We start from the raw sequence: 20,827 nt of genomic DNA on the forward strand, positions 1-20,827 counted from the left end.
AACCACTTTTACCGAACCAGCCGCCGCAAGGCGGCTTTTGTCGTTCTGGACCAACCCTATCAGCGCCGCCAAGGCACCCTCCAACTCAATCCGCACGCGACAGCATTGTTTACACAGGCACAACTCATTGCGTACGATCCTGTTGAATATTTCCGACATTATAAACAAAGGGTTTGATGCCATGCCAGATACGCTGGACCTGCATAAGTACGAAAATCTAAGTCCTTTCCAAATCAAAGACGAACTCATCAAGCTGGCACAGAAAGAGTCGCGCCAGATGGCTCTTCCCTATCTGAATGCGGGACGTGGCAACCCCAACTGGATCGCAACACAGGCACGCGAGGCGTTTTTTCTTCTGGGTCAATTCGCGATGACCGAAGCGCAGCGCCATCGCAATGAACAGCAGGTCGGTTTGGCCGGAATGCCGCAGGGGAATGGATGCTATGACCGGCTCAAGACGTATTGTGCGGATTCGATAGATAAGAATGGCCCTCCGGGTGCTGACACTCTGGTTGATGTGGTGGACTTCGCGATTGAGAAGTTCGGCTTTGTCCCTGACGATTTTGTTTTGGAACTGACCGATGGCATTGTCGGTGACCACTACCCGATGCCTGATCGGTGCATGATGCATAACGAGGCGATCGTCCATGAATACGTGATGTGGGCAATGTGCGCCGGTCACCGGCCCGACGCGAAATTCGACATTTACGCGGTCGAGGGCGGCACGGCTGCGATGTGCTACATCTTCAAGGCGCTCAAGAACCAGCGTCTGCTGAATGCTGGTGACACCATCGCATTGGGCACGCCGATATTCACGCCTTATCTGGAAATGCCAGTGCTCGAGGACTATGGGCTGAATGTCGTGGATGTATCCTCGGCCGAGAAAGATCACTTCCAACTGACTGATGACGACCTCGAGCAACTGGCCGATCCGAAGGTCAAGGCGCTGTTTCTGGTCAATCCGGGCAACCCGTCTTCGGTCGCGATCAGTTCCGAGGTCATGGCCCGGTTGGTCGAATTCGTCAAAACCCGTCGTCCGGATCTGATCATCCTAACGGACGACGTCTATGGTACTTTCGTTCCGAACTTCCAGTCGGTGATGGGGCATCTGCCCGAGAACACGATCGGGGTCTATTCCTTTTCAAAGTACTTCGGCTGCACCGGTTGGCGTCTTGGCGCAATCCTGGTGGCCGAAAACAACATCTTCGACAGGATGATTGCCGAGGCGCCGGCCGAGACAAAGGCCGTGGTCAACGCGCGGTATGAGACGCTGACCCCGGATCCTTCGTCCTTCAAGTTTATCGACCGCATTGTGGCCGACAGCCGCGATGTGGCACTGAACCACACGGCGGGGCTGTCATTGCCACAGCAAGTGATGATGACACTGTTCTCGCTGGTCGAACTGATGGATGAACAGAAAGGCTATCAGAAATTCTGCTGGGGTATCTTGAAACACCGTTTTGATGAGTTGGTCGAAGGCTTGGGCATTGAAGTGCCCGACAACCCGTTGTTCGACAAATACTACGGCATCATCGATTTCGAATTCTGGCTTCGGAAATACGTGGGCGAAGAGGTGGTTGCCTGGATCAAAGACAACGTCCACCCCCTAGATATTTCCTTCAAGCTGGCACAGGATCACGGGATTGTTCTGCTGAACGGATCGGGTTTTGATGCCCCCAACTGGTCGGCGCGGGTGTCCTTTGCCAACCTGGACGACAGCGCGTATCGGCAGATTGGTCGCGCGGTCCGGGCCGTGGCCGTTGGCTATGTGCAAGCGTACCGCGCGTCGAAAGGGTTGCCGTTACACGGCTAGGTGCGGGCGCAAGAAGCTGAGCGGGCAAAGCTTTGGCCATCTCCCTGCCTGACGATACTTTGCAGCCTAGCCATCACCTATGGGCCGCTGCGCTTGGGGCAGTGTTCCTATGGGACAACCTAAGGAACAAATGCCACGACCAGCGGTCCCCAGAGGGTCAGGAAGATGTTTGCCACGGCGTAGGTCATTGTAAAGGCCGGCGTTGGGGTCGCATTGCCCGTCTTTTCCAACAGCGTTGCAAAACCCGGATTTCCCGAACGTGAACCGGTTACAACGGCGCAGGCCTCGACCGGGTTCTTGATGCGCAGGACAAAATAGTTGATCGGGAACTGTACGATCATCGGCATCAGCGTCACCAGGATTCCCAGAAACAGGAGGGTGATGCCGTATTCCTGAATCGCTTGCAGCGCAGGTTGCCCGGCATTCAGGCCGACGACACCCACGAAAACGGCCAATCCGAAACTTTGAAGGAAATTCGCCGCACCCCGATTAATGCCGCCAATCTTGGGTCGTCTGATGCGCAAATAGCCGATGATCAGCCCCGTTACCAGGCATCCTAGCCCCGAGCCCAGTGCCACTTTGGTACCTGCGATGTTAAAGCTGATCTCGCCGATCAGATAACCGATCGCCACACCGATCCCCAATGCCACGAAATTCGTGACCGAGGCCGACGGAGGCACGTATCCCGCAAGCTTCGAAACCCGGTTCAGATCGTCCTTGTGGCCGACGATGCTGATCTCGTCACCCGCATGGATTTCGGTGTTTTGCAGAACCGGTACATCATGGCCCATTCGGGTGATTTTCGAGATATGGACACCGCGCCGCTGATCCGCTGTAAGCGCCGCGCGCAATTCGGCAAGGGTTTTGCCGGTCAGTTTGCGGTTGGTGACCACAACGTTGCGACGCTCTTCCACAACTGTCAGTTCCGGCGGATACTCTCCGATTTCACCACTGACAGTGCCTTCGAATTGAGTGAGAGTTGCGACAAGGCCTGAGACGACGATGACGTCCCCGGTGTTGACCGACGTCTGCGGCGTTGGATCGACGGGAGCACCGTTTTGCAGCAACCGTTCGACCACAAGGTCGCCCTGGTAACCGCTCTCAATGTCCTTAACCGGTTTTCCAACTATGTCCGCATCGGCGTTCACCTGGTACGCCCGGGCTTCAAAGCGGTTCATAGGAAGGAACTCGCCTTCTTCCAGCTTGTGACCACCACCGCTGAGTTTCTGAGCCAGCTTGATAGCTTCTTGTCGCAGATCAACGCGCATAATGATCGGGATGACACTGACGGCCAGAATTGGGCCGATTGAGCCGAAGATATAGGTAACCGAGTAGCCCACAGCGATGTTCGTCTTTAGCTTTTCGGCTTCATCCGAGGCCAGACCCAGCAGATCGATAGCGTTTCCTGCGGTTCCGATAATGGCCGATTGTGTCAGACCGCCAGCCGCCAGACCCGCAGCCAATCCTTTGTCCAGTCCCGCCAGTCTGGCCACGACGACAACAAAGAACAATCCCCACAAGGTCATCATAAAGGCGGCCAGAAGCTTGGTCAGCGCCGTTCGGTTCAATGCTGCGAAAAACTGAGGGCCACCGTTGTAGCCCACCATGAAGATAAACAATGAAAAAAAGACGTTCTGAACATCCGCGCTCAGGTTTATGCCGCCAATCTGACCGACAAACACCGCCACAAGCAAAGTGCCTGCGATGCCGCCCAGCTCAAACTTGCCGACCCGGAATTTTCCGACTCCGTATCCCAGACCCAGACACAAAAAAAGCGCCATTATTGGAAAGGCGCGTAGTTGTTCAGTGATCAATTCCATCATCAAACCCCTGGGCTTTTACACTGCTCGAGCCGGCACTGCTCATGACGTCTCAGCACATTGAAAAGACAATAGATTTAAACTCATACCGCTATGTCGCTGACAGGTAAGCATCGAGGGAGAGTTCTGTCAAATTCTGACATATCGGCAAAACCGAATGCGTGTTCGCAGCCTCTCGTAGGGAACTCTGCGCCAAACGAGCCACTTCAGGACGGGTTTGTTCATTTCCAGCCAGATTATTGTCACTGTCGATCCGCCCCCACTTGATCGGCACGCCGTCCCTCACTTGCCGGACCAAGATACGTTCGACCAAACCCGGGGCGAGGTCCGGCGATCCGGTGCGGATCGACCGATCCGATATTTGCTTTTTAAGTGATCATTCGCGTTGCAGAGTTTCTGCCGCTCGTCCCGCGCGGGTCTTGGCCGCGTTTGGTGGTTATCCAAATAGCCGGCAGCCCTTGGAAAACGCCTTGCGGCTGCGGCGCGAAAGCCTAATGCGAGAAGTCTTGGTGAAGAAATTTCGGCTGCCACGCAGAATACCCGGTCCACTTAGTTCTTTGGTCACGGCGGCGAGCCGATCTCAGTGAGCCAGGAGCGTAGCGTACTGACGGGAGGAGACTGCTGGTCGCCGTCCCGGCAAACGAAGCACAGGGCGTTCTCGTCTTCAACGCTGACACTATTGAGGTAGACCAGCCGACCTGCCGCAAGGTCATCAGCGACCAGAATCTGGCGCACAAGGATGGCACCCTGCCCATCGATGGCAGCTGCAATCAAAACGGCAGAATTTGGGAAAGCCGAACTTTTCGCTTGAACATCCGGGTGGCGTATTCCGGCCTGTGTCGCCCATGTGTCCCAGTGCGGATGAAACTGATCATGCAAAAGTGGAAGCTGAATTATGGTGTCAGGGGCAACCGGACCTTCCGCCACCAAGGAAGGCGCGGCAACAACGACGAGGCGTTCCTTCCAAAGGCGCTCGCGGTAAAGCCCACTCGGCGGGTTGCCGCCATACCGCAGGGCCACATCGACCTCGCTGTCAAAGAAATCGATGATTTGATCATCGGTATCCAGACGAATGGAGATGCCGGGGTGGCGCTTGCGGAATTCCGGAAGCCTCGGCACAAGCCATTTGATCGCCAGGGAAGACGAAAGCGATACCGTGACCGAACGCCGTGTTTTCGAACGCTTAATCGCTCCAATCCCTTGTTGCAACGTTGCGAATGAGTCCTGTGTCGCCAGATGCAGACGTGACCCTGCATCAGTGAGTTCGACACCGCCCGGCAGTCTTCGCAGCAACCGAACATCCAAGTATTGCTCAAGTTGCTTGATCTGGCGGCTTACCGCGCCATGCGTCACACCAAGGTCATCGGCTGCTTTGCTGATGTTCAAGCGTGATGCGGCTGCGTCGAAGGCTTGTAATGCACGAAGATGTCTGATGATCGCCATGACTGTGACTTTACCTCACATCTATGTGCCGTAAAGTCGTTTTATTGTAGGCTAGATCCCGCATATCCTAGTCAGGACAAGGCAGAAAAATCATAGCGGAGAAAGTGAAATGACTGGTGTCAGAGTGGCCCTGATGACTGGAACTGGCCAGGGCATTGGAAAAGGGTGCGCCGTCGAGATGGCGAAAGCGGGCTACAAGGTCTCGCTGATGTCCCCATCGACGCGATCCAAAGACCTGGCAGAGGAATTGGGCGGGATTGGACGCCAGGGTTCGGTCCTCGACACCGATGATCTGCAAGCGATGGTGGACGCCACACTCGATAAGTACGGAAGGATCGATGCCGTCGTCAGTAACATGGGCCATGGTGGCGGCGTACCAGAGGCAATCAAGACGGTTGGCTTTGATCCGGAATTCGACGGGCCGTTGCTGGAATTGCCGGATGAGTTGTGGCACGAAAGTCTCGACATGTATGTTCTGAACGTGGTCAAGCTGGCGCGCATTGTGACCCCGATCATGATTGAACAAGGCGGCGGTTCATTCGTGAACATCTCGTCCATGAACACGGTTGAACCGCGCGCGCCCTACCCGATGAGCATGCTGCGCGGTGCGCTGCATAGTTTCGCCAAGCTGTTCGGAGATCGGTATGCCCGCCACAACATCAACATGAACAACCTGATGCCCGGTTTTTGCGAGAACGTGAATCTGTCCGATATTGCAAGACGGTCCATCCCCGCGCAACGCCCGGCAACATTCGCCGAGATCGGCCAAGCCTGTGTCTTCCTTGCCTCGGAAGGAGCGCGTTACATTAACGGGCAGAACATCCTGTCGGATGGAGGGATGAACCGTGCGGTTCGATGACTTTGGGAAGGTAAAGGCATGATCGTAAGATCGCTCGAAGGTATTGTCGGGACAGAGCGGGATATTACCGGCCCGGGATGGAACAGCAGACGGCTTTTGCTCGCGTCCGATGGCATGGGATTTTCGATGACCGATACAATCATCGAAAAGGATGCGGTCCTCGAGCTTGAATACACCCATCACCTGGAAGCCTGCTACTGTATCGAAGGCAGAGGTCAGATCAGGCGATTTGGCGAAGTGAAATGGTACGCACTGGAACCTTTCACGCTATACGCTTTGGATCAAAACGACAGACACCTGGTACAAGCTCTGGACGGTCACCTCCGGCTCGTCTGCGTCTTCAACCCGCCCCTCACCGGGAGGGAGGTTCATCGCGAGGACGGAAGCTATGCGCCAATTGAATCCTGACGCGCACAGTGAGTTATTTCCAAGTTTCCAAGCTCGGGGAAAGGGCGCATTGCCAATAGTCCATTCAGGGGTCATTGCGACCATCAACCGAAGCATTGTGAGAGCCCGCTTCGCGGACACGGCAGTCATCCAGTTCTATAGATCAGTTGTCCTGATTAGGATTAAACTCTTCGTTGACAGCTATTGGACTTGGTCACCAACCCTAATACCGCTTTGCAGCTGCTCCTTCCGGCCAGCATCAACCGGATTTCAATTCACTGGACTTTCGAAAGGTCGATCGTAGATTTGTGACATTCTTCGAAAGAGGTGCCCGCGTGTTGGTCAGGATCGGTTCACTCGTTTTCTGGGTATGGTGTTTGTTTTGTTTCGGCGCTGCGTCTTCTGTCGCTGATGTAGTGCACCGTTGGGTCCAGCTTGGGCCCGATGACGAAGTTGTTGTACGCGCAACCTCTACATCGCCTGACTGCCCCAACTTGCAAGTCGATGGCCATTTGGTCGCCATGAACAAAAGGGCGATACCAGACAGCCAGTTTCCGGAAATCGTCTGCGAGCATCGCGCGCCAAAAAGGGCGCAACAGATAATGCTTGAGGGAAACGCGCTGCCAATTCTAAATCCAAGCGTCCAGCGGATTGTCGTGATTGGAGATACCGGCTGCCGCATTCGGGGCGGCAGGGCTCAGGCCTGCAATGACCCGGTTGCCTGGCCATTGGAATCGATCGCGGCAGAAATTGCATCCAGATCACCGGATCTGATCATCCACGTTGGCGATTACCTGTACCGGTCAAGTGAGTGCCCAGACCCGGAAAAGTGCGGTGGTTCCCCTTTTGGTGACAATTTCCGGGCCTGGTCTGCAGATTGGTTGGACCCGGCCGAAACCCTGTTCGCTCTTGCCCCCTTCATATTTGTCAGAGGCAATCATGAAAGTTGCGGGCGCGGCGACAAAGGGTGGTTCCGGTATTTTGCACCTGGTCTCGTTCCGGATGATTGTCCGGCTGTGACTGAACCCTGGGTAGCCTCTGTCGACGGGTTTGATCTGATCGCATTCGACTCGTCCGCCGGTCCTGCCCCAAAAAGCAGCCCCGATCTGTTGCCCGAATATGGTCGAATGGCCGAGGATATGTTTGCAAACATCAGTGGCGAAACCTGGTTTCTCACTCATCGCCCACTTTGGGCAAACATGCGTGCCTTCGGTGAACTGATCGATGGCGACGACACACAGCGCGCGGCGTTTGGCGAGGCCATGCCAGGACCATTGAACCTTGTCCTGTCTGGCCATATTCACGCGTTTCAGGCAATCGATTTGGCAGATGGGCCGGTGCAGGGGATAAGCGGCAACGGCGGGACACAGCTGGATCCAATGCCAACAGGTGCTTTGACCAATGTTGAAGTCGCCGGAAGCCTGGCAAGCCTTGTGGTCAACAACAGTGATTTCGGCTTCCTGATGTTGACCAGAGAGGTTGGAGACAGTTGGTCGATGGAGGCGATTGACGCAAAAGGAAACGCACTAAATCGATGCCTCCTGAGAAGCCGCGCGCTTTCTTGCGAGTGATGTCACCGGATGGCACAACTACTCATCGCACCGGTTCAGAACGCGTAGCGCACGCCGAATTCGGTGTAGTTCTGATTTAGGACCAGATCGGCCTTCCGACTTTTTCCAAGAACCAGTTCGGCGTTGGGCAGGTCGTTCCCGGTTGCGCGTTGCAGTGCCGTTACGGGGTCGAGGCCGTGTTTGATCCACCGTTGTTGCAGTCTGCTTTCGAGTTCTTCCAATGTCGGGCTGACAAAAACCGTCAGAGCAAAGACATCCGCCAATGCATTCCAGGGATCACTGTCCATCAGAAGGTAGTTCCCCTCAACGACGACAATCGGAGTTTCTGGATGAACGGCAATCGCGTTTGCAATCGCCAGATCCATCTGTCTGTCGAACTTTGGGTGAAAGACTTCATGCTGCGCGGATTGCAGGCCCTTGATCGCCTTACAGAACCCAACCGCATCGAAGGTTTCCGGGGCACCTTTTTTTGCCAGTAGTCCCCGTGCTTCAAGGACGCGGTTGTCCAGATGATAACCGTCCATGGGCACCAGCGTTGCCTGTGGAATCCCCGAGCCCTGATCAGTGTTGAGCGATTGAACGACGGCCTCCGCCAGGGTCGATTTTCCGGATGCAGGGGGGCCGGCGATTGCGACAATCATCCGGGCACCGGCCTGCCGTCGGGCGGCGATCAGGTCGCAAACGTGTTTTACGTCCTGCTCGATCACGCGGCGTCCTCTTTCGGGGGTTCCTTGGCGCCGGTCATGAAAGCCACAGCGTCGGACATCGTGTAGTCCTTGGGATCGATTGTGCAGAGCCGTTTGCCCAACCTGTGTACGTGAATACGATCGGCGACTTCGAAGACATGGGGCATATTGTGGCTGATTAGGATGATCGGAATGCCCCGCGCCCGAACATCCTGGATGAGTTCAAGCACCTTGCGGCTTTCTTTCACGCCCAGTGCGGCTGTTGGTTCGTCCATGATGATGAACTTGGTCGCAAACGCAGCGGCACGGGCAACGGCCACGCCCTGGCGCTGGCCTCCGGACAGGGTTTCGACTGCCTGATTGATCGATTGAACGGTCATCAAACCAAGCTCGGTCAGCTTGTCACGCGCGAACTTCTCCATGGCTGGCCGGTCGAGCTGGCGCAGGTATTTTCCCATGAAGCCCTGTTTGCGGATCTCGCGGCCCATGAACATGTTATCCGCAATCGAAAGGGCAGGGGACATCGCAAGCTGCTGATAGACGATCTCGATCCCCATGTTCCTCGCGTCAATCGGAGAGGTGAAGTTGACCTTCTTCCCCTCAATCAGAATTTCGCCCTCATCCGGGATCGTGGCGCCGCAGATTGCTTTGACGATGGATGATTTGCCCGCGCCGTTATCCCCGATGACCGCCAGGATTTCGCCCTGACGCAGCTCAAAATCGGAATGGTCGATGGCGGTTACATGGCCATAGCGTTTTACGATCCCGCGGCCCTGGACGACTGGAGTTGTGTCTGACATCAGCCCGATACCTTTCTGATCCATTGGTCAACCGCGACCGCCGCGATGATGAGAAGTCCGATAAGCAGGAAGGTCCACTGCGCGTCCGCGCCCAGTAGCCTGAGGCCAAGCGTGAAGACGCCGACGATCAGGGCACCAAACAGGGATCCCAGAATTGAACCGCGCCCCCCGAAAAGCGAGATACCCCCGATCACAACCGCGGTGATGCTTTCGATGTTGGCCAATTGCCCGGATGTCGGCGAGACCGATCCGATACGCCCGATCAGAGCCCAGCCAGCGAATGCACAGATCAGACCGGACAACATGTAGACCGACATCAATGTTCTGTGAACATTGACCCCTGACAGTTCTGCGGCTTCTGGATCGTCCCCCACTGCGTAGACATGTCGGCCCCAGGCCGTGTGTTTGAGCGCGTAGGCCAACACAAAGATCAGCACGAGCATGAATATGACGCCAACGGTGAAGGTTGCTCCACCGATGCTGAACTTGGTGCCGAAGAACTGAAGGAAGGGGGCGTTTGCCTCGATGTCCTGACTGCGAATGGTTTCGTTCGCGGAATACAGGAAATTTGTGGCCAGAACGATCTGCCACATTCCAAGTGTGACGATGAAGGGGGGAAGCTTGACGCGACTGACAAGCCAGCCATTGAGCGCTCCGATCATGGTTCCGGCGGCCAATCCGCACATAACGGCAATTGGTACCGGAATGCCGTATCGGAAGGAAAACTGCCCCATGATGACAGAAGAAAATACCATGATCGCGCCGACGCTCAGATCGATGCCCGCGGTCAGAATGACCAGACTTTGCGCTGCGGCCACGATGCCGACGATCTGCACCTGTTGAAGGATCAGGGTCATCGCGAAGGGCGAAAAGAACTTTGAGCCCAAAAGCAGTCCGAAAATCAAAATCGCACCGACCAGGACGATTAGCGGCACAAAGGACGGGTTAACATGCAGAAGATGCTGCAACTTCCCCAGAACGCCGTGGCGATTATCCTCAAAAGTCGCAACAGTTTCTGTTTTGCTGGCTGCGGATTCAAATCCCTGGGCGCTTTGGTTTGCTTCGGACATATCTCCCCCTTTTCGTGGGCGTTATGCCGCCCACGAGATTAGTGTACAGGAAGTTTCGGTTTGCTGGCGAAAGGAATGATGAGGCGCTTCGGCGCGCCTCATCCAACAGGCCTGCGCTTAGCCCCAGCAGAGCTCCAAGCCTTCAGCGACCGAAATCGATTCCACACCATCAACGGGCTGATCGGTAATCAGCGCAACGCCGGTATCGTAGAAGTCTTTACCGGGTGTGTTTTCTGGCTTCACGCCCTCGTCGGCCCATTTCTTCACGGCCTCAACGCCAAGCGACGCCATCAGCAGGGGGTATTGCTGGCTTGTGGCGCCAATCACTCCGGCCTCAACGTTTTGTACGCCGGGGCAGCCGCCATCGACTGAAACGATCAACACGTCGTTTTCACGCCCGATGGATTTCAGAGCCTCATAGGCACCGGCCGCCGCCGGTTCATTGATCGTGTGAACCACGTTGATCGTTGAATCCTTGGCCAGAAGGTTTTCCATGGCCCGGCGTCCACCTTCTTCGTTTCCGTCGGTCACGTCGCTGCCGACCAGCCGTGCGTCTGTTTCATCGCCGATAACATTTGGATCCGCCAATTCCACTCCGAACCCGTCGAGGAAGCCCTGATTGCGCAGAACGTCCACGGTCGGCTGGCTGACATTCAGATCAAGCGTCGCGATTTTGGCGTCCGCTGCTGCATCACCCATTTTGGCCTTCGCCCATTGCCCGATCAGCAGACCTGCCTTGTAGTTATCTGTCGCAAATGTCGCGTCTGCCGAGTCAATCGGGCTGAGCGGCGTATCCAATGCGATCACAAGAACACCAGCGTCCCGAGCCTGCTGAACCGCGGGGACAATCGAACTTGTGTCAGACGCCGTCAGCAGAATGCCCTTGGCACCATCGAGGATGCAGGTTTCAATCGCCTGGACCTGAGTTTCGTGGTCGCCGTCGATTTTACCGGCAAAAGCCTTCAGGGTCATGCCAAGCTCTTCCGCCTTCGCGGTCGCACCCTCCTTCATTTTTACAAAAAATGGATTGGTGTCAGTCTTGGTGATCAGGCACACGGTCTCACCGGCCGCTTGCGCTGATGCGGCAGCCAGTGTGAGTGCAGTCGCCGATGCGGCAAGCTTGAGTAAATTTCTCATGTTGTCCTCCCATAAAATCATCGTCGTCCCGCATGGCGCGCCAGCGAGACCTACCTCCATCCTCCAATGCAGGTCGTATTCAACAAACCGCGATTCGAGCCTCGATGTCAATAAGTAAATAAAGTTTATTTATTAATTCGATCAGATATCTTTTCATAAGAAAACAAGGTGGTTATGTTCGGGATTATGGAGAAAGAAGCACTTAAAATGCTGACCGGCGGGGTAAGTCAAAGCGGTGTTCGCGATCATAACGAGCGCCTGATTTTGACGGTTTTACAACGCCATGGACCGGCAGCGGGTGCGGATGTTGCCCGGTTGACCGGCCTTTCTCCTCAGACCGTTTCAATCATCCTGCGCAAACTTGAAAAGGATGAGATTCTCAAACGTGGAACCCCTTTACGTGGGAAAGTTGGCAAGCCTTCGGTCCCGATGGAGTTGAACCCGGAAGGCATCCTTTCGGTCGGCATGAAGATTGGGCGGCGCAGTGCAGACCTGCTTTTGATCGACTTTACAGGCAAGCCGCGCCGCCAGCTTTCCACCACTTATGACTACCCGCTGCCAGAAGCCGTATTCGGATTTCTGGAGGCTGGCCTGGAAACGCTTTTGGCGCATGAGCCCCGGAAACTTCGGGATCGCGTTTGCGGGATTGGAATTGGCACCCCATTCGAGCTTTGGAAGTGGCACGACCTGACGGGGCTGGCGGCCAAACAGTTCCGGTCCTGGAAGAACGTAAACTTCTTTAGCGAGGTGGCCAGGTTCAGCAGTTTGCCTGTTTTTGTCGTCAACGATGCGACAGCAGCGTGTCACGCCGAACATCTCTACGGTCGCGGCGCGGAATACCGCGACTATTTCTACTTTTTCATCGGCTCGATGATCGGCGGCGGGGTCGCTTTGAATGGCACGGTGTTCGAGGGCAACCAGGGCAACGCCGGGGCCCTGGGCGCGATGCGCACCACCGGCCCCCTGGGCGAAAGCCAGCAGCTGATCGACACAGCCTCGCTGTTTTTGCTTGAGGACAGGCTGGTCGAAGCGGGCGTCGATCCGGGCATTCTCTGGAAGAAGCCGCAGGATTGGAGCAGCATTTCCCGGTATGTTGAGCCGTGGATTGGCACAACAGCTCAGGAATTGGCCAAAGCCGCGCTTTCGATCTGTGCTGTCATTGATTTCGAGGCAATCTTCATAGATGGGGCATTCCCGCCGGAGGTCAGGGAAGAACTGGTTTCAAGAGTGCGTCGCTATCTGGCCAACCAGGACAAGCGGGGGTTGATCCCGCCGGTCGTTGAAAGTGCAGCGGTCGGGGAAAACGCGCGCGGCATAGGCGCGGCGAGCAGTCCGATCTTTCGCCAGTTTCTGTTGAACACCAATGCGGGGCTTTCCGGAATGTAGCGGAAGCGCATTACAGGCATATTGGAGCAGAAGCTCGCAAAACCCATTCGAAACAAAATTCCCCCAAGCATCTGCACCCGGGGGAATTTCAGTTTTGTATCTTTGACCTGTCAGAACGGCTGATCGGCCAATCTCAATTGACGAAAGCCTAAATGTCGAACTTGACGCCCTGCGCCAGCGGCAGTTCGGCCGAGTAGTTCACGGTGTTGGTCTGGCGGCGCATGTATGCCTTCCAGGCATCCGAGCCACTTTCGCGCCCGCCGCCGGTTTCTTTTTCACCGCCAAACGCGCCACCAATCTCGGCGCCGGACGGTCCGATGTTGACATTGGCGATGCCACAATCCGATCCTGCCGCAGTCAGGAATTGCTCGGCCTCGCGCATGTTCAGGGTGAACACGCAGGATGACAGGCCCTGCGGCACATCATTCTGAATGTCCAGCGCTTCGGCAAAGTCGTCATATCCCATGACATAAAGGATCGGCGCAAAGGTTTCGGTCTTCACCACCGCGCTTTGACCGGGCATTTCGACGATAGCAGGTTCCATGTAGACGCCGGCCGGCACTTTTTCGGTCACCCGATTACCGCCAAAGACAGTTCCGCCCTCGGCTTTTGCGGCCTCCAACGCTGCGGTCATGGCCGCGCCCGAGGCTTCATCCACCAGCGGGCCGACCAGGGTGCCTTCGGCCAGCGGATTGCCGATGGGAAGACCGGCATAGGCCTTCTTCAGACGGCTCACCAGTTCCTCGCGGATCGAGTTGTGCGCGATCAGGCGACGCAGGGTGGTGCAGCGCTGACCGGCGGTGCCAACAGCAGAGAACACGATGGCACGAACCGCCATTTCCAGATCGGCCGAAGGGCCAACGATCATTGCGTTGTTTCCGCCCAGCTCCAGAATGCACTTGCCGAAACGTTGCGCCACGATGGGGGCCACCGCGCGGCCCATGCGGGTCGAACCTGTGGCCGAGATCACCGGAACGTCCTCGCTGGCCACCAGCGCTTCACCCAGCGCGGCGCCTCCGATCAGGGTTTGCAGCAGGCCGTCAGGCGCATCGCCGAACCGGGCCAGCGCGCGTTCGAAAATCTTCTGGCAGGCCATGGCGGTCAGCGGCGTCTTCTCGGACGGCTTCCAGATCACCGGATCGCCACAGACCAGGGCCAGCGCCGCGTTCCAGGACCAGACCGCGACCGGGAAGTTGAAGGCCGAGATCACGCCGACCGGACCGGCCGGGTGCCAGGTCTCCATCATCCGGTGGCCGGGGCGTTCCGAGGCGATGGTCAGACCATAAAGCTGACGCGACAGGCCGACAGCGAAGTCGCAGATATCGATCATCTCCTGCACTTCGCCCAGACCTTCTGAGGTGATCTTGCCAGCTTCCCAGCTGACCAGAGCGCCCAGATCATCCTTGGCGGCCCGCAGTTCTTCGCCCAGCAGGCGGATCAACTCGCCGCGGCGCGGTGCCGGAACGACACGCCAGGCTTTGAAAGCCGATTGCGCGCGGGCAAAGACAGCGTCCATCTCCGCAACCGGTGTCTCGTGCACTTGTGCCAGCAGGCTGCCATCGATCGGAGACGTCACCTTGAGCGTGCCGCCGTTCAGTTCGGCCTCGGTCAGATCCAAATTCGCAAGCGTGGTTTGGGCTGTCATCACAATGTCTTTCATATCTCAGGCTGCCTTGTTCTGTTTGGTGACGTCACCAGCGCGATAAAGCTGGCCGAATTCGGTGTTGAGGAAGTCATCAAGCTTGACCTGTTCCTGCCGGACAAACCCCTTCGCGGGCAGTGCGCCAATGCGCATCAGGTCAACCACGCCCAGAACACCTGCGGCGGTGGTGACCTGAATGGCGCTCCAGACCTGTCCGTTGATGGTGCGGGCAAAGGACTTGTTGATCAGGGACTTCTCGCGCAGCACACCGTCAATCCTGCCCTTGGCGGTGCAGTAAACCAGAACGACGTCCTGGTCGGTGCGGGGCAATGCGGCCTCGAAAATCTCTTTCAGCAGATCGCGGCGGCGTTCCAGTCCAAGATCGTTCAGGAGCAGTTTCAGAATGTCGCAATGGCCCGGATAGCGGATCGAGCGATAGGACACGGCCCGCGCCTTGCCTTCCAGCGTTTCCGGCAAAGTGCCCAAGCCACCGGAAGTGTTGAAGCACTCGTATTCCACGCCGTCATGGCCCAGAACCTCGTAATCTTCCAGCGGTGCAGTCTTGACCAGCTTGCCGTTCACGATGGCATCGCACGGGTTGCAGTATTCGTTGATCAGCCCGTCGGTTGACCAGGTCAGATTGTATTTCAGCGCATTCGTCGGATACAGCGGCAATGCGCCCACCCGCATATGCAGGCTGTCGATCTCGTCAAACTCCGCCGCCAGTGAAGCGCCGGCAATCCCGACAAAGCCGGGTGCCAGGCCGCATTGCGGCATGAACGCCGTCTCGCTGCCCTCGGCAAGCTCGCGCACCGCCTGGGTTGCGGCGACATCTTCGGTCAGGTCGAAATAATGCGCGCCCGCAGCCTTGGCTGCCTTGGCAATGGTCGGGGTCAGAAAGAACGGTGCTGCCGAAATGACGGCATCAAATCCCGTTAGCTCTTTGGCCATGCCGTCCGCGTCAGTGGCGTCGATCTGTTTGGTGCCAACGCCCATTTTCGCGATATCGCCCAAGGCTTTCAGGTCATGATCCGCAACCGTAACACTGTAATTCGGCGACCCTTTCAAAAGCGTCGCGATCATCTGCCCGATCTTGCCGGCCCCGATGACACAAATATTCCAGGACATCAGTTTCTCCACAAAAACTGTCTTGCGTGGAAAATGGCTGAAAGGGGTTACGCTTCATAGGGACCAATCTGACGAATTGCACCTAGAAGACGTCAAAATGACGGAATTTTTGTCAGTTCGGTAGGTCGGTTGCAAAGCACCTTGGCACGTAACGAGGGTTGCAAATTGACATGACGTTGAAATCACGAACGGCTCAAAAAGCCGAAGGCCTTCTGGGCGCGGTGTATCAGGGGCGATCCGTGGGCGTGGCGCAGCAAGTTTCAATTGCGCCCTCAAACTCGAGCCGCAATTGAAAGCAATGCGATCTAAATTTCCAGCGAAAAGCTATGAGCTGAACTACGCCGCGCCCGAAAACTCGGCCCACTTCTGGCGAAGTGTCGCCGTCAGGCCGGTTGGCTGAGGTTCAGCCTGCTCCGAAATCTCTTCAGCCGAAGCCAGCACCGGAAACTCGGAGCGTACTGTTTGAAGCGACGGAGTGCTTTGCGAGAGTTCCTCACACATGACCGCGGCAATTGCGGCCTCCAACTCGGCCTCGTCCAATTCCTGCGCCGGGGACTCCATCGTCCTTAGACGCAGATACGGGTAATACGGCCTTTCATATTCCTCATGCATTGTAACACCAAACCGTTAACTCAGACATTCGCAGATCAATGCGCCACACTTGAATCCAACACATCGCCTGAAAACTTGTTATGCTAGGAATGCGTCACACTCGCCCCACATGCGGCGGCATTGCAGCTTAAATGTGGCAAAACATTGTCAATCGGACAAGCCTGCAGCGGCAACGGACGGCAAAAAACCGTTCAAACTGACCAGCTTAGCAAACAAAGGGACGATTTTTGATGGAACTGTTTCCCTTTGCTCAATTATGGGAACGTATTCTGCCCATAATCGCGACGATCAGTTCCGATACTCAATCGGTGTCACGCCACCGATTCACGATGGGATACCGGCGATCCAACCAGAAGGCGCGTTTGGTCAGCCTTGTTCCCGGCGCAGACTGAAACCGCTTGTATTCGCTGATGTAGATCAGATGTTCGACCCGACGGGCCTCGGCCTCGTCAAAACCTGCCGCCACGCAATCGGCGATCGAGCCGTCCTGGTCGACCAGGATTTCCAGGATGGCATCCAGAACCGGATAGTCGGGCAGGCTGTCACTGTCCTTCTGGTCCTCGCGCAGCTCTGCGCTTGGGGGCTTGTCGATAACTGACGGGCGGATGACCTCACCCGCCGGTCCCATCATCCAGTCGCGATGATTGGCATTGCGCCAGCGGCAGGTCTCGAACACGCGGGTCTTGTACAGATCCTTGATCGGATTGTAACCGCCGTTCATGTCGCCATAAATGGTGGCATATCCCACCGCGACCTCGGATTTGTTGCCGGTTGTCAGCAGAATCTCGCCAAACTTATTCGAAATCGCCATCAGCAGAAGTCCACGCAGGCGAGACTGAACATTCTCTTCGGTCAGGTCTTCGTTTCGACCTTCAAACAATGAGGCGAGCGAATTGGTGACAGCGGCGCGGCTTTCCGAGATCGGAACAAAATCGTAGTGTACGCCCAACGCCCTTGCGACGGCCTCGGCGTCGTCCAGCGAGGCCTGGCTGGTATATTCCGACGGCAACATCACGCAGCGCACGTTTTCCGACCCGAGCGCATCCACCGCTATTGCCGCCACCAGCGCGGAATCGATGCCGCCTGACAGACCAAGCAGGGCTTTGCCGAACCCGGTTTTCCCCATGTAATCGCGCAAGGACTGAACCATTGCGCGATAATCCTGTTCCCATTCATCCGGTTGCGGGACGATTTCTGCCGGCGCAATGCGCCAGCCATCTTCGCCACGTTCCAGATCGATATGTGTGATCGCTTCATCAAACACGGGCATCCGGAACGCCAGCTCTCCACCGGGGTTCAGGCCGAATGTTCCGCCGTCAAAAACCTGGTCGTCCTGACCGCCCACCATGTTGAGGTAGATCAGCGGCAGTCCGGTTTCGACAACGCGCGCCACCATGTGGTTCAGGCGTATGTCGTATTTGTCGCGGAAATACGGTGATCCGTTGGGGATCAGCAAAAACTCGGCGCCGGTTTCTGCCAGCGTTTCGGTTACATCCTCGTGCCAGCTGTCTTCGCAAATCGGGCTGCCGATGCGGGTGTTACCCACCGAATAGGGGCCACCCAGCGGTCCGGCGTCATAAAGGCGGACTTCGTCGAAAACCGTTTCATTGGGCAGGTGATGTTTCAGGACTTTGCTGGAAATCCGCCCACCCTTGAGGATCAGATAGGCGTTGAACAGTTTGCCATCCTCGACCCACGGACCGCCAATTGCCAGCGCCGGCCCATCGGCGCAGCGTTCAGCAAGCGATTCGACCGCAGCCATGGCCGCTTGGTGAAACACCGGCTTCAGGATCAGATCCTGCGTGTTGTACCCGGTGATGAACATTTCGGGCAACGCCACCAGATCGGCCTTGGCATCGCGCCCCTGTGCCCAGGCGGCAAGGGCTTTGTCAGCATTGCCGTCGATATCCCCGACAACGGGGTTGAGTTGCGCCAGAGTGATGCGGAAACGGTCGGCCATACTGCCCTCTTGCCCTCGACTGTCCTATTGCCATTTACCAGATCGCACCGTGAGGAAAAGACAAATGCGGCAAAAGCCGTTGCCCTGCCCTGAGTGGTGCCTTAGTTTTGCGCAACAGAACGCATTCAAAGCATGACCGGCCAGGCGTGAAAACCCATGAACTTGTTTCGCATATCTATAGCCGTTTCACTTTTGGCCCTGACGGCGGTCAACGTGGCCGCGCAGGGTGACGAAGTCATCATTGCCGATGACGAGGTTGGCGGCGTGTACGAGGGCACGTTTGAAAACGGGCTACGTCATGGGACCGGCACGTATCGCCTGCCTGACGGCTTCGAGTATTCCGGTGAATGGTTCGAAGGCGAGATCAAGGGCAAGGGCATCGCGCGCTACGCCAATGGCTCGGTCTATGAAGGGATGTTTGCAAAAGGCCAGCCCGAGGGGCGCGGCAAGATCGTTTTTGCCGATGGCGGCAGCTACGAAGGCGATTGGGCCGGCGGATCCATCAACGGGACAGGTATCGCCGAATACGCAAACGGAATGCGGTATGAAGGCGAGTTCAAGGATGACCGCCATCACGGCAAGGGCATGATCAAGGATCCTGCCGGCTATGTCTATGACGGTGATTGGGTCGACGGCGTGAAGCAGGGCAAAGGCCAGATAACTTACGCCGAAGGCGGCATCTATGAAGGCGATATCGAAAACGGGCTGCGTCATGGCCAGGGTACGCTGACGCTTTCTGACGGGATGATCTATACGGGGGACTGGTCACAGGATCTGATCACCGGCAAGGGCCGTCTCACCCAGGCCAACGGCGATGTCTACGAAGGGGACATGGTCGAAGGTCGGCGTGAAGGCAAAGGCAAGGCGACCTACAAGAATGGCGCGACATATGAAGGCGACTATGTGGATGATCGCCGCCACGGCAAAGGCCGGTTTCTCGGCGCGGACGGGTTCGACTATAACGGCGAGTGGTCCGAAGGCCAGATTGAGGGATTTGGTGAGTTGATCTATCCGGATGGATCAACCTATGTCGGGGACTTTCAGGCTGACCTGCCGCACGGCAAGGGTATGAACACTTTTGCGGACGGTACGATCTACGAAGGCGATTGGATCGCCGGCGTGTTCGAAGGCAACGGCAAGGCGACCTATCCCAGCGGCGTCGTCTACACCGGACAATTCAAGAATGCCCGCAGCCATGGCCAGGGCGTTCTGACATTTGCCAACGGCTACAGATACGAGGGCGAATGGGTTGACGGCGAACGGCACGGCAAGGGCAAAGCCAGTTTCGCCGACGGCACCGTTTACGAGGGTGATTTCCGGAACGGTGAGCGCCACGGTGAAGGAACGATCACAGCGCCAAACGGGTTCAGCTACACGGGCGGCTGGATTGACGGCAAGATCAGTGGTGACGGTATTGCCACCTATGCGACTGGCGACGTTTATGAAGGCAGCTTTGTTGACAACAAACGGCAAGGCAACGGCACCATGAAATATGCCAACGGTCTGGAAGAAACCGGTGTCTGGGAAAATGGTGCGCTGGCGGAAAAGGCTGACGAATCCCAGGACGCCACGGATGCGGATGAACCAACGCAGGAAAACGCAGAGGAACCGGCCGCTTCGGATGGGTGACCCTTACCTACCAGGGTATCCGTTCACCGGCCCAGTCAAAAAAGCCGCCGCTATCCGCAGGCATTAATCCTTCGATGACGGACAGCAGATTGCGGGCAGCTTCATCCGGTTCGACTGCCGGGTGCCTCCCCAGATATTTCCGCGTAAACTCGGTTTTGACCGTACCGGGGTGCAGCGCCACGCAAATCGCCTGTGCATGTGTGCGTTCCAGTTCAATTGCAGCGGTGCGCGTGATCTGATTGACCGCTGCCTTTGCGGCGCGGTAGCTGATCCATCCCCCAAGCCGGTTGTCCCCGATGGAACCGACGCGCGCGGACAGGATGGCAAAAACCGAACGCCGATCCCGAGGCAGCAACCGATTTGCGTGGCTAAGCACAAGGGCTGGCCCAACCGCGTTCAACGCGAACTGGTCCATCATCGCCGTTGAAGACAGCGACCGGATGGTCTTTTCCGGCCCGTGGCCATCGATCTCAAGCGCGCCAGTGGCGACCAGAACCAGATCAAACGGGCCCTGAAGCTTGTCCAGCGCGGAGTGAACCGCGACGGGTTTCGTCATGTCAAATCCATCGGCCGAGCGGGACAACCCGGTCACGCTGACCTGTTGCAGGTCCAGCTGCCTGCAAATGGCGCGTCCAATTCCTCCGCTTGAGCCGATGATCAATGCTGATTTCATGTGCGCCAACCTAGAAGGATACCCGTCTGAATCAATGCCCGGCTGAAAAGGCCGGGTCCGGACAGAGGATCGCAAATTGGTTCTTTTCATTCCTTGCGGGCTCTGTATAACCTCACAGTCATGATCAACCGCGCAGATATCCCTTATGCCGACACCGCTTTTTGCGGTGCGTCGCTGCGTGGCCTACTGATCCTAATCCGCCTCTGAGCGT

Annotated in this window: 17 protein-coding genes; 6 read left to right on the forward strand and 11 right to left on the reverse strand. The window is 56.8% G+C overall.

The window, feature by feature from the left end; all coding sequences use genetic code 11:
* Window positions 1-181 precede the first annotated feature (181 nt).
* Window positions 182-1,813: a bifunctional aspartate transaminase/aspartate 4-decarboxylase gene (locus ACR0J2_RS20110; protein WP_480813626.1), complete on the forward strand. Its 1,632-nt coding sequence runs from the start codon at window positions 182-184 to the stop codon at window positions 1,811-1,813.
* Window positions 1,814-1,932: 119 nt separating this feature from the next.
* Here ACR0J2_RS20110 and aspT read toward each other — a convergent pair whose 3' ends face one another.
* Both aspT and ACR0J2_RS20120 read right to left on the reverse strand, forming a co-directional pair.
* Entirely contained in the window at window positions 1,933-3,633 is a 1,701-nt protein-coding gene (aspT, locus tag ACR0J2_RS20115) for an aspartate-alanine antiporter (RefSeq protein ID WP_480813627.1), read from the reverse strand.
* A 561-nt stretch (window positions 3,634-4,194) separates the two neighbouring features.
* The gene (locus ACR0J2_RS20120; protein ID WP_480813628.1) at window positions 4,195-5,076 is read right to left on the reverse strand and encodes a LysR substrate-binding domain-containing protein; all 882 of its coding nucleotides are present in this window, start codon (window positions 5,074-5,076) and stop codon (window positions 4,195-4,197) included.
* A gap of 109 nt (window positions 5,077-5,185) precedes the next feature.
* Between ACR0J2_RS20120 and ACR0J2_RS20125 the strand changes: the two genes are divergently transcribed.
* From ACR0J2_RS20125 to ACR0J2_RS20135, 3 genes are all read left to right on the forward strand, one after another.
* Entirely contained in the window at window positions 5,186-5,935 is a 750-nt protein-coding gene (locus tag ACR0J2_RS20125; protein WP_170805730.1) for an SDR family oxidoreductase, read from the forward strand.
* An 18-nt stretch (window positions 5,936-5,953) separates the two neighbouring features.
* Entirely contained in the window at window positions 5,954-6,343 is a 390-nt protein-coding gene (locus tag ACR0J2_RS20130; protein ID WP_170805731.1) for an ectoine synthase, read from the forward strand.
* A 581-nt stretch (window positions 6,344-6,924) separates the two neighbouring features.
* A complete protein-coding gene (locus ACR0J2_RS20135; protein WP_480813728.1) occupies window positions 6,925-7,893 on the forward strand; it encodes a metallophosphoesterase family protein in 969 nt (322 codons plus the stop codon).
* 35 nt (window positions 7,894-7,928) lie between these two features.
* On the opposite strand, the gene ACR0J2_RS20140 is transcribed toward ACR0J2_RS20135, so the two are convergent.
* From ACR0J2_RS20140 to ACR0J2_RS20155, 4 genes are all read right to left on the reverse strand, one after another.
* On the reverse strand, window positions 7,929-8,600 hold the full coding sequence (locus ACR0J2_RS20140; RefSeq protein WP_480813629.1) for a nucleoside triphosphate hydrolase: 672 nt from the start codon (window positions 8,598-8,600) through the stop codon (window positions 7,929-7,931).
* Window positions 8,597-9,403 (reverse strand): ATP-binding cassette domain-containing protein, encoded by an 807-nt coding sequence (locus ACR0J2_RS20145; protein ID WP_480813630.1) that lies wholly within the window; start codon window positions 9,401-9,403, stop codon window positions 8,597-8,599. Before ACR0J2_RS20145 ends, ACR0J2_RS20140 begins: the two co-directional genes overlap by 4 nt.
* Window positions 9,379-10,449 (reverse strand): ABC transporter permease, encoded by a 1,071-nt coding sequence (locus ACR0J2_RS20150; RefSeq protein WP_480813631.1) that lies wholly within the window; start codon window positions 10,447-10,449, stop codon window positions 9,379-9,381. Before ACR0J2_RS20150 ends, ACR0J2_RS20145 begins: the two co-directional genes overlap by 25 nt.
* A 117-nt stretch (window positions 10,450-10,566) precedes the next feature.
* Window positions 10,567-11,586 carry a sugar ABC transporter substrate-binding protein gene (locus ACR0J2_RS20155; RefSeq protein ID WP_170615751.1) on the reverse strand — a complete coding sequence of 340 codons (1,020 nt, stop codon included), beginning with the start codon at window positions 11,584-11,586 and terminating at the stop codon, window positions 10,567-10,569.
* Window positions 11,587-11,772: 186 nt separating this feature from the next.
* On the opposite strand from ACR0J2_RS20155, the gene ACR0J2_RS20160 reads away from it, so the two are divergent.
* Window positions 11,773-12,972, forward strand: a complete 1,200-nt coding sequence (locus ACR0J2_RS20160) for an ROK family transcriptional regulator (protein WP_170615779.1) — start codon at window positions 11,773-11,775, stop codon at window positions 12,970-12,972.
* 148 nt (window positions 12,973-13,120) lie between these two features.
* Here ACR0J2_RS20160 and amaB read toward each other — a convergent pair whose 3' ends face one another.
* From amaB to ACR0J2_RS20180, 4 genes are all read right to left on the reverse strand, one after another.
* Window positions 13,121-14,617, reverse strand: coding sequence for an L-piperidine-6-carboxylate dehydrogenase (gene amaB / locus ACR0J2_RS20165; protein ID WP_480813632.1), 1,497 nt, complete (start codon window positions 14,615-14,617; stop codon window positions 13,121-13,123).
* An 18-nt stretch (window positions 14,618-14,635) separates the two neighbouring features.
* Window positions 14,636-15,742, reverse strand: a complete 1,107-nt coding sequence (locus ACR0J2_RS20170) for a saccharopine dehydrogenase NADP-binding domain-containing protein (protein ID WP_170805735.1) — start codon at window positions 15,740-15,742, stop codon at window positions 14,636-14,638.
* Between the two features lie 336 nt (window positions 15,743-16,078).
* Window positions 16,079-16,354, reverse strand: coding sequence for a hypothetical protein (locus tag ACR0J2_RS20175; RefSeq protein ID WP_170615745.1), 276 nt, complete (start codon window positions 16,352-16,354; stop codon window positions 16,079-16,081).
* A gap of 301 nt (window positions 16,355-16,655) precedes the next feature.
* The gene (locus tag ACR0J2_RS20180; RefSeq protein ID WP_480813633.1) at window positions 16,656-18,314 is read right to left on the reverse strand and encodes an NAD+ synthase; all 1,659 of its coding nucleotides are present in this window, start codon (window positions 18,312-18,314) and stop codon (window positions 16,656-16,658) included.
* Window positions 18,315-18,470: 156 nt separating this feature from the next.
* On the opposite strand from ACR0J2_RS20180, the gene ACR0J2_RS20185 reads away from it, so the two are divergent.
* Window positions 18,471-19,943: an MORN repeat-containing protein gene (locus ACR0J2_RS20185; RefSeq protein WP_480813634.1), complete on the forward strand. Its 1,473-nt coding sequence runs from the start codon at window positions 18,471-18,473 to the stop codon at window positions 19,941-19,943.
* 7 nt (window positions 19,944-19,950) lie between these two features.
* Here the strand turns inward: ACR0J2_RS20185 and ACR0J2_RS20190 are convergent, their stop codons facing one another.
* Window positions 19,951-20,616 carry an SDR family NAD(P)-dependent oxidoreductase gene (locus tag ACR0J2_RS20190; RefSeq protein ID WP_480813635.1) on the reverse strand — a complete coding sequence of 222 codons (666 nt, stop codon included), beginning with the start codon at window positions 20,614-20,616 and terminating at the stop codon, window positions 19,951-19,953.
* Window positions 20,617-20,827 lie beyond the last annotated feature (211 nt).

Source organism: Ruegeria sp. CG4, from assembly GCF_056537185.1.

Bases quoted from the DNA above. Each gene is read 5' to 3' on its own strand.
- ACR0J2_RS20120 (WP_480813628.1), bottom strand. From the start codon at position 5,076: ATGGCGATCATCAGACATCTTCGTGCATTACAAGCCTTCGACGCAGCC.
- ACR0J2_RS20185 (WP_480813634.1), top strand. From the start codon at position 18,471: ATGAACTTGTTTCGCATATCTATAGCCGTTTCACTTTTGGCCCTGACG.
- ACR0J2_RS20180 (WP_480813633.1), bottom strand. From the start codon at position 18,314: ATGGCCGACCGTTTCCGCATCACTCTGGCGCAACTCAACCCCGTTGTC.
- ACR0J2_RS20170 (WP_170805735.1), bottom strand. From the start codon at position 15,742: ATGTCCTGGAATATTTGTGTCATCGGGGCCGGCAAGATCGGGCAGATG.
- ACR0J2_RS20110 (WP_480813626.1), top strand. From the start codon at position 182: ATGCCAGATACGCTGGACCTGCATAAGTACGAAAATCTAAGTCCTTTC.
- ACR0J2_RS20155 (WP_170615751.1), bottom strand. From the start codon at position 11,586: ATGAGAAATTTACTCAAGCTTGCCGCATCGGCGACTGCACTCACACTG.
- ACR0J2_RS20160 (WP_170615779.1), top strand. From the start codon at position 11,773: ATGGAGAAAGAAGCACTTAAAATGCTGACCGGCGGGGTAAGTCAAAGC.
- ACR0J2_RS20125 (WP_170805730.1), top strand. From the start codon at position 5,186: ATGACTGGTGTCAGAGTGGCCCTGATGACTGGAACTGGCCAGGGCATT.
- ACR0J2_RS20175 (WP_170615745.1), bottom strand. From the start codon at position 16,354: ATGCATGAGGAATATGAAAGGCCGTATTACCCGTATCTGCGTCTAAGG.
- ACR0J2_RS20135 (WP_480813728.1), top strand. From the start codon at position 6,925: ATGCTTGAGGGAAACGCGCTGCCAATTCTAAATCCAAGCGTCCAGCGG.
- ACR0J2_RS20190 (WP_480813635.1), bottom strand. From the start codon at position 20,616: ATGAAATCAGCATTGATCATCGGCTCAAGCGGAGGAATTGGACGCGCC.
- ACR0J2_RS20150 (WP_480813631.1), bottom strand. From the start codon at position 10,449: ATGTCCGAAGCAAACCAAAGCGCCCAGGGATTTGAATCCGCAGCCAGC.
- amaB (WP_480813632.1), bottom strand. From the start codon at position 14,617: ATGACAGCCCAAACCACGCTTGCGAATTTGGATCTGACCGAGGCCGAA.
- ACR0J2_RS20145 (WP_480813630.1), bottom strand. From the start codon at position 9,403: ATGGATCAGAAAGGTATCGGGCTGATGTCAGACACAACTCCAGTCGTC.
- ACR0J2_RS20130 (WP_170805731.1), top strand. From the start codon at position 5,954: ATGATCGTAAGATCGCTCGAAGGTATTGTCGGGACAGAGCGGGATATT.
- aspT (WP_480813627.1), bottom strand. From the start codon at position 3,633: ATGGAATTGATCACTGAACAACTACGCGCCTTTCCAATAATGGCGCTT.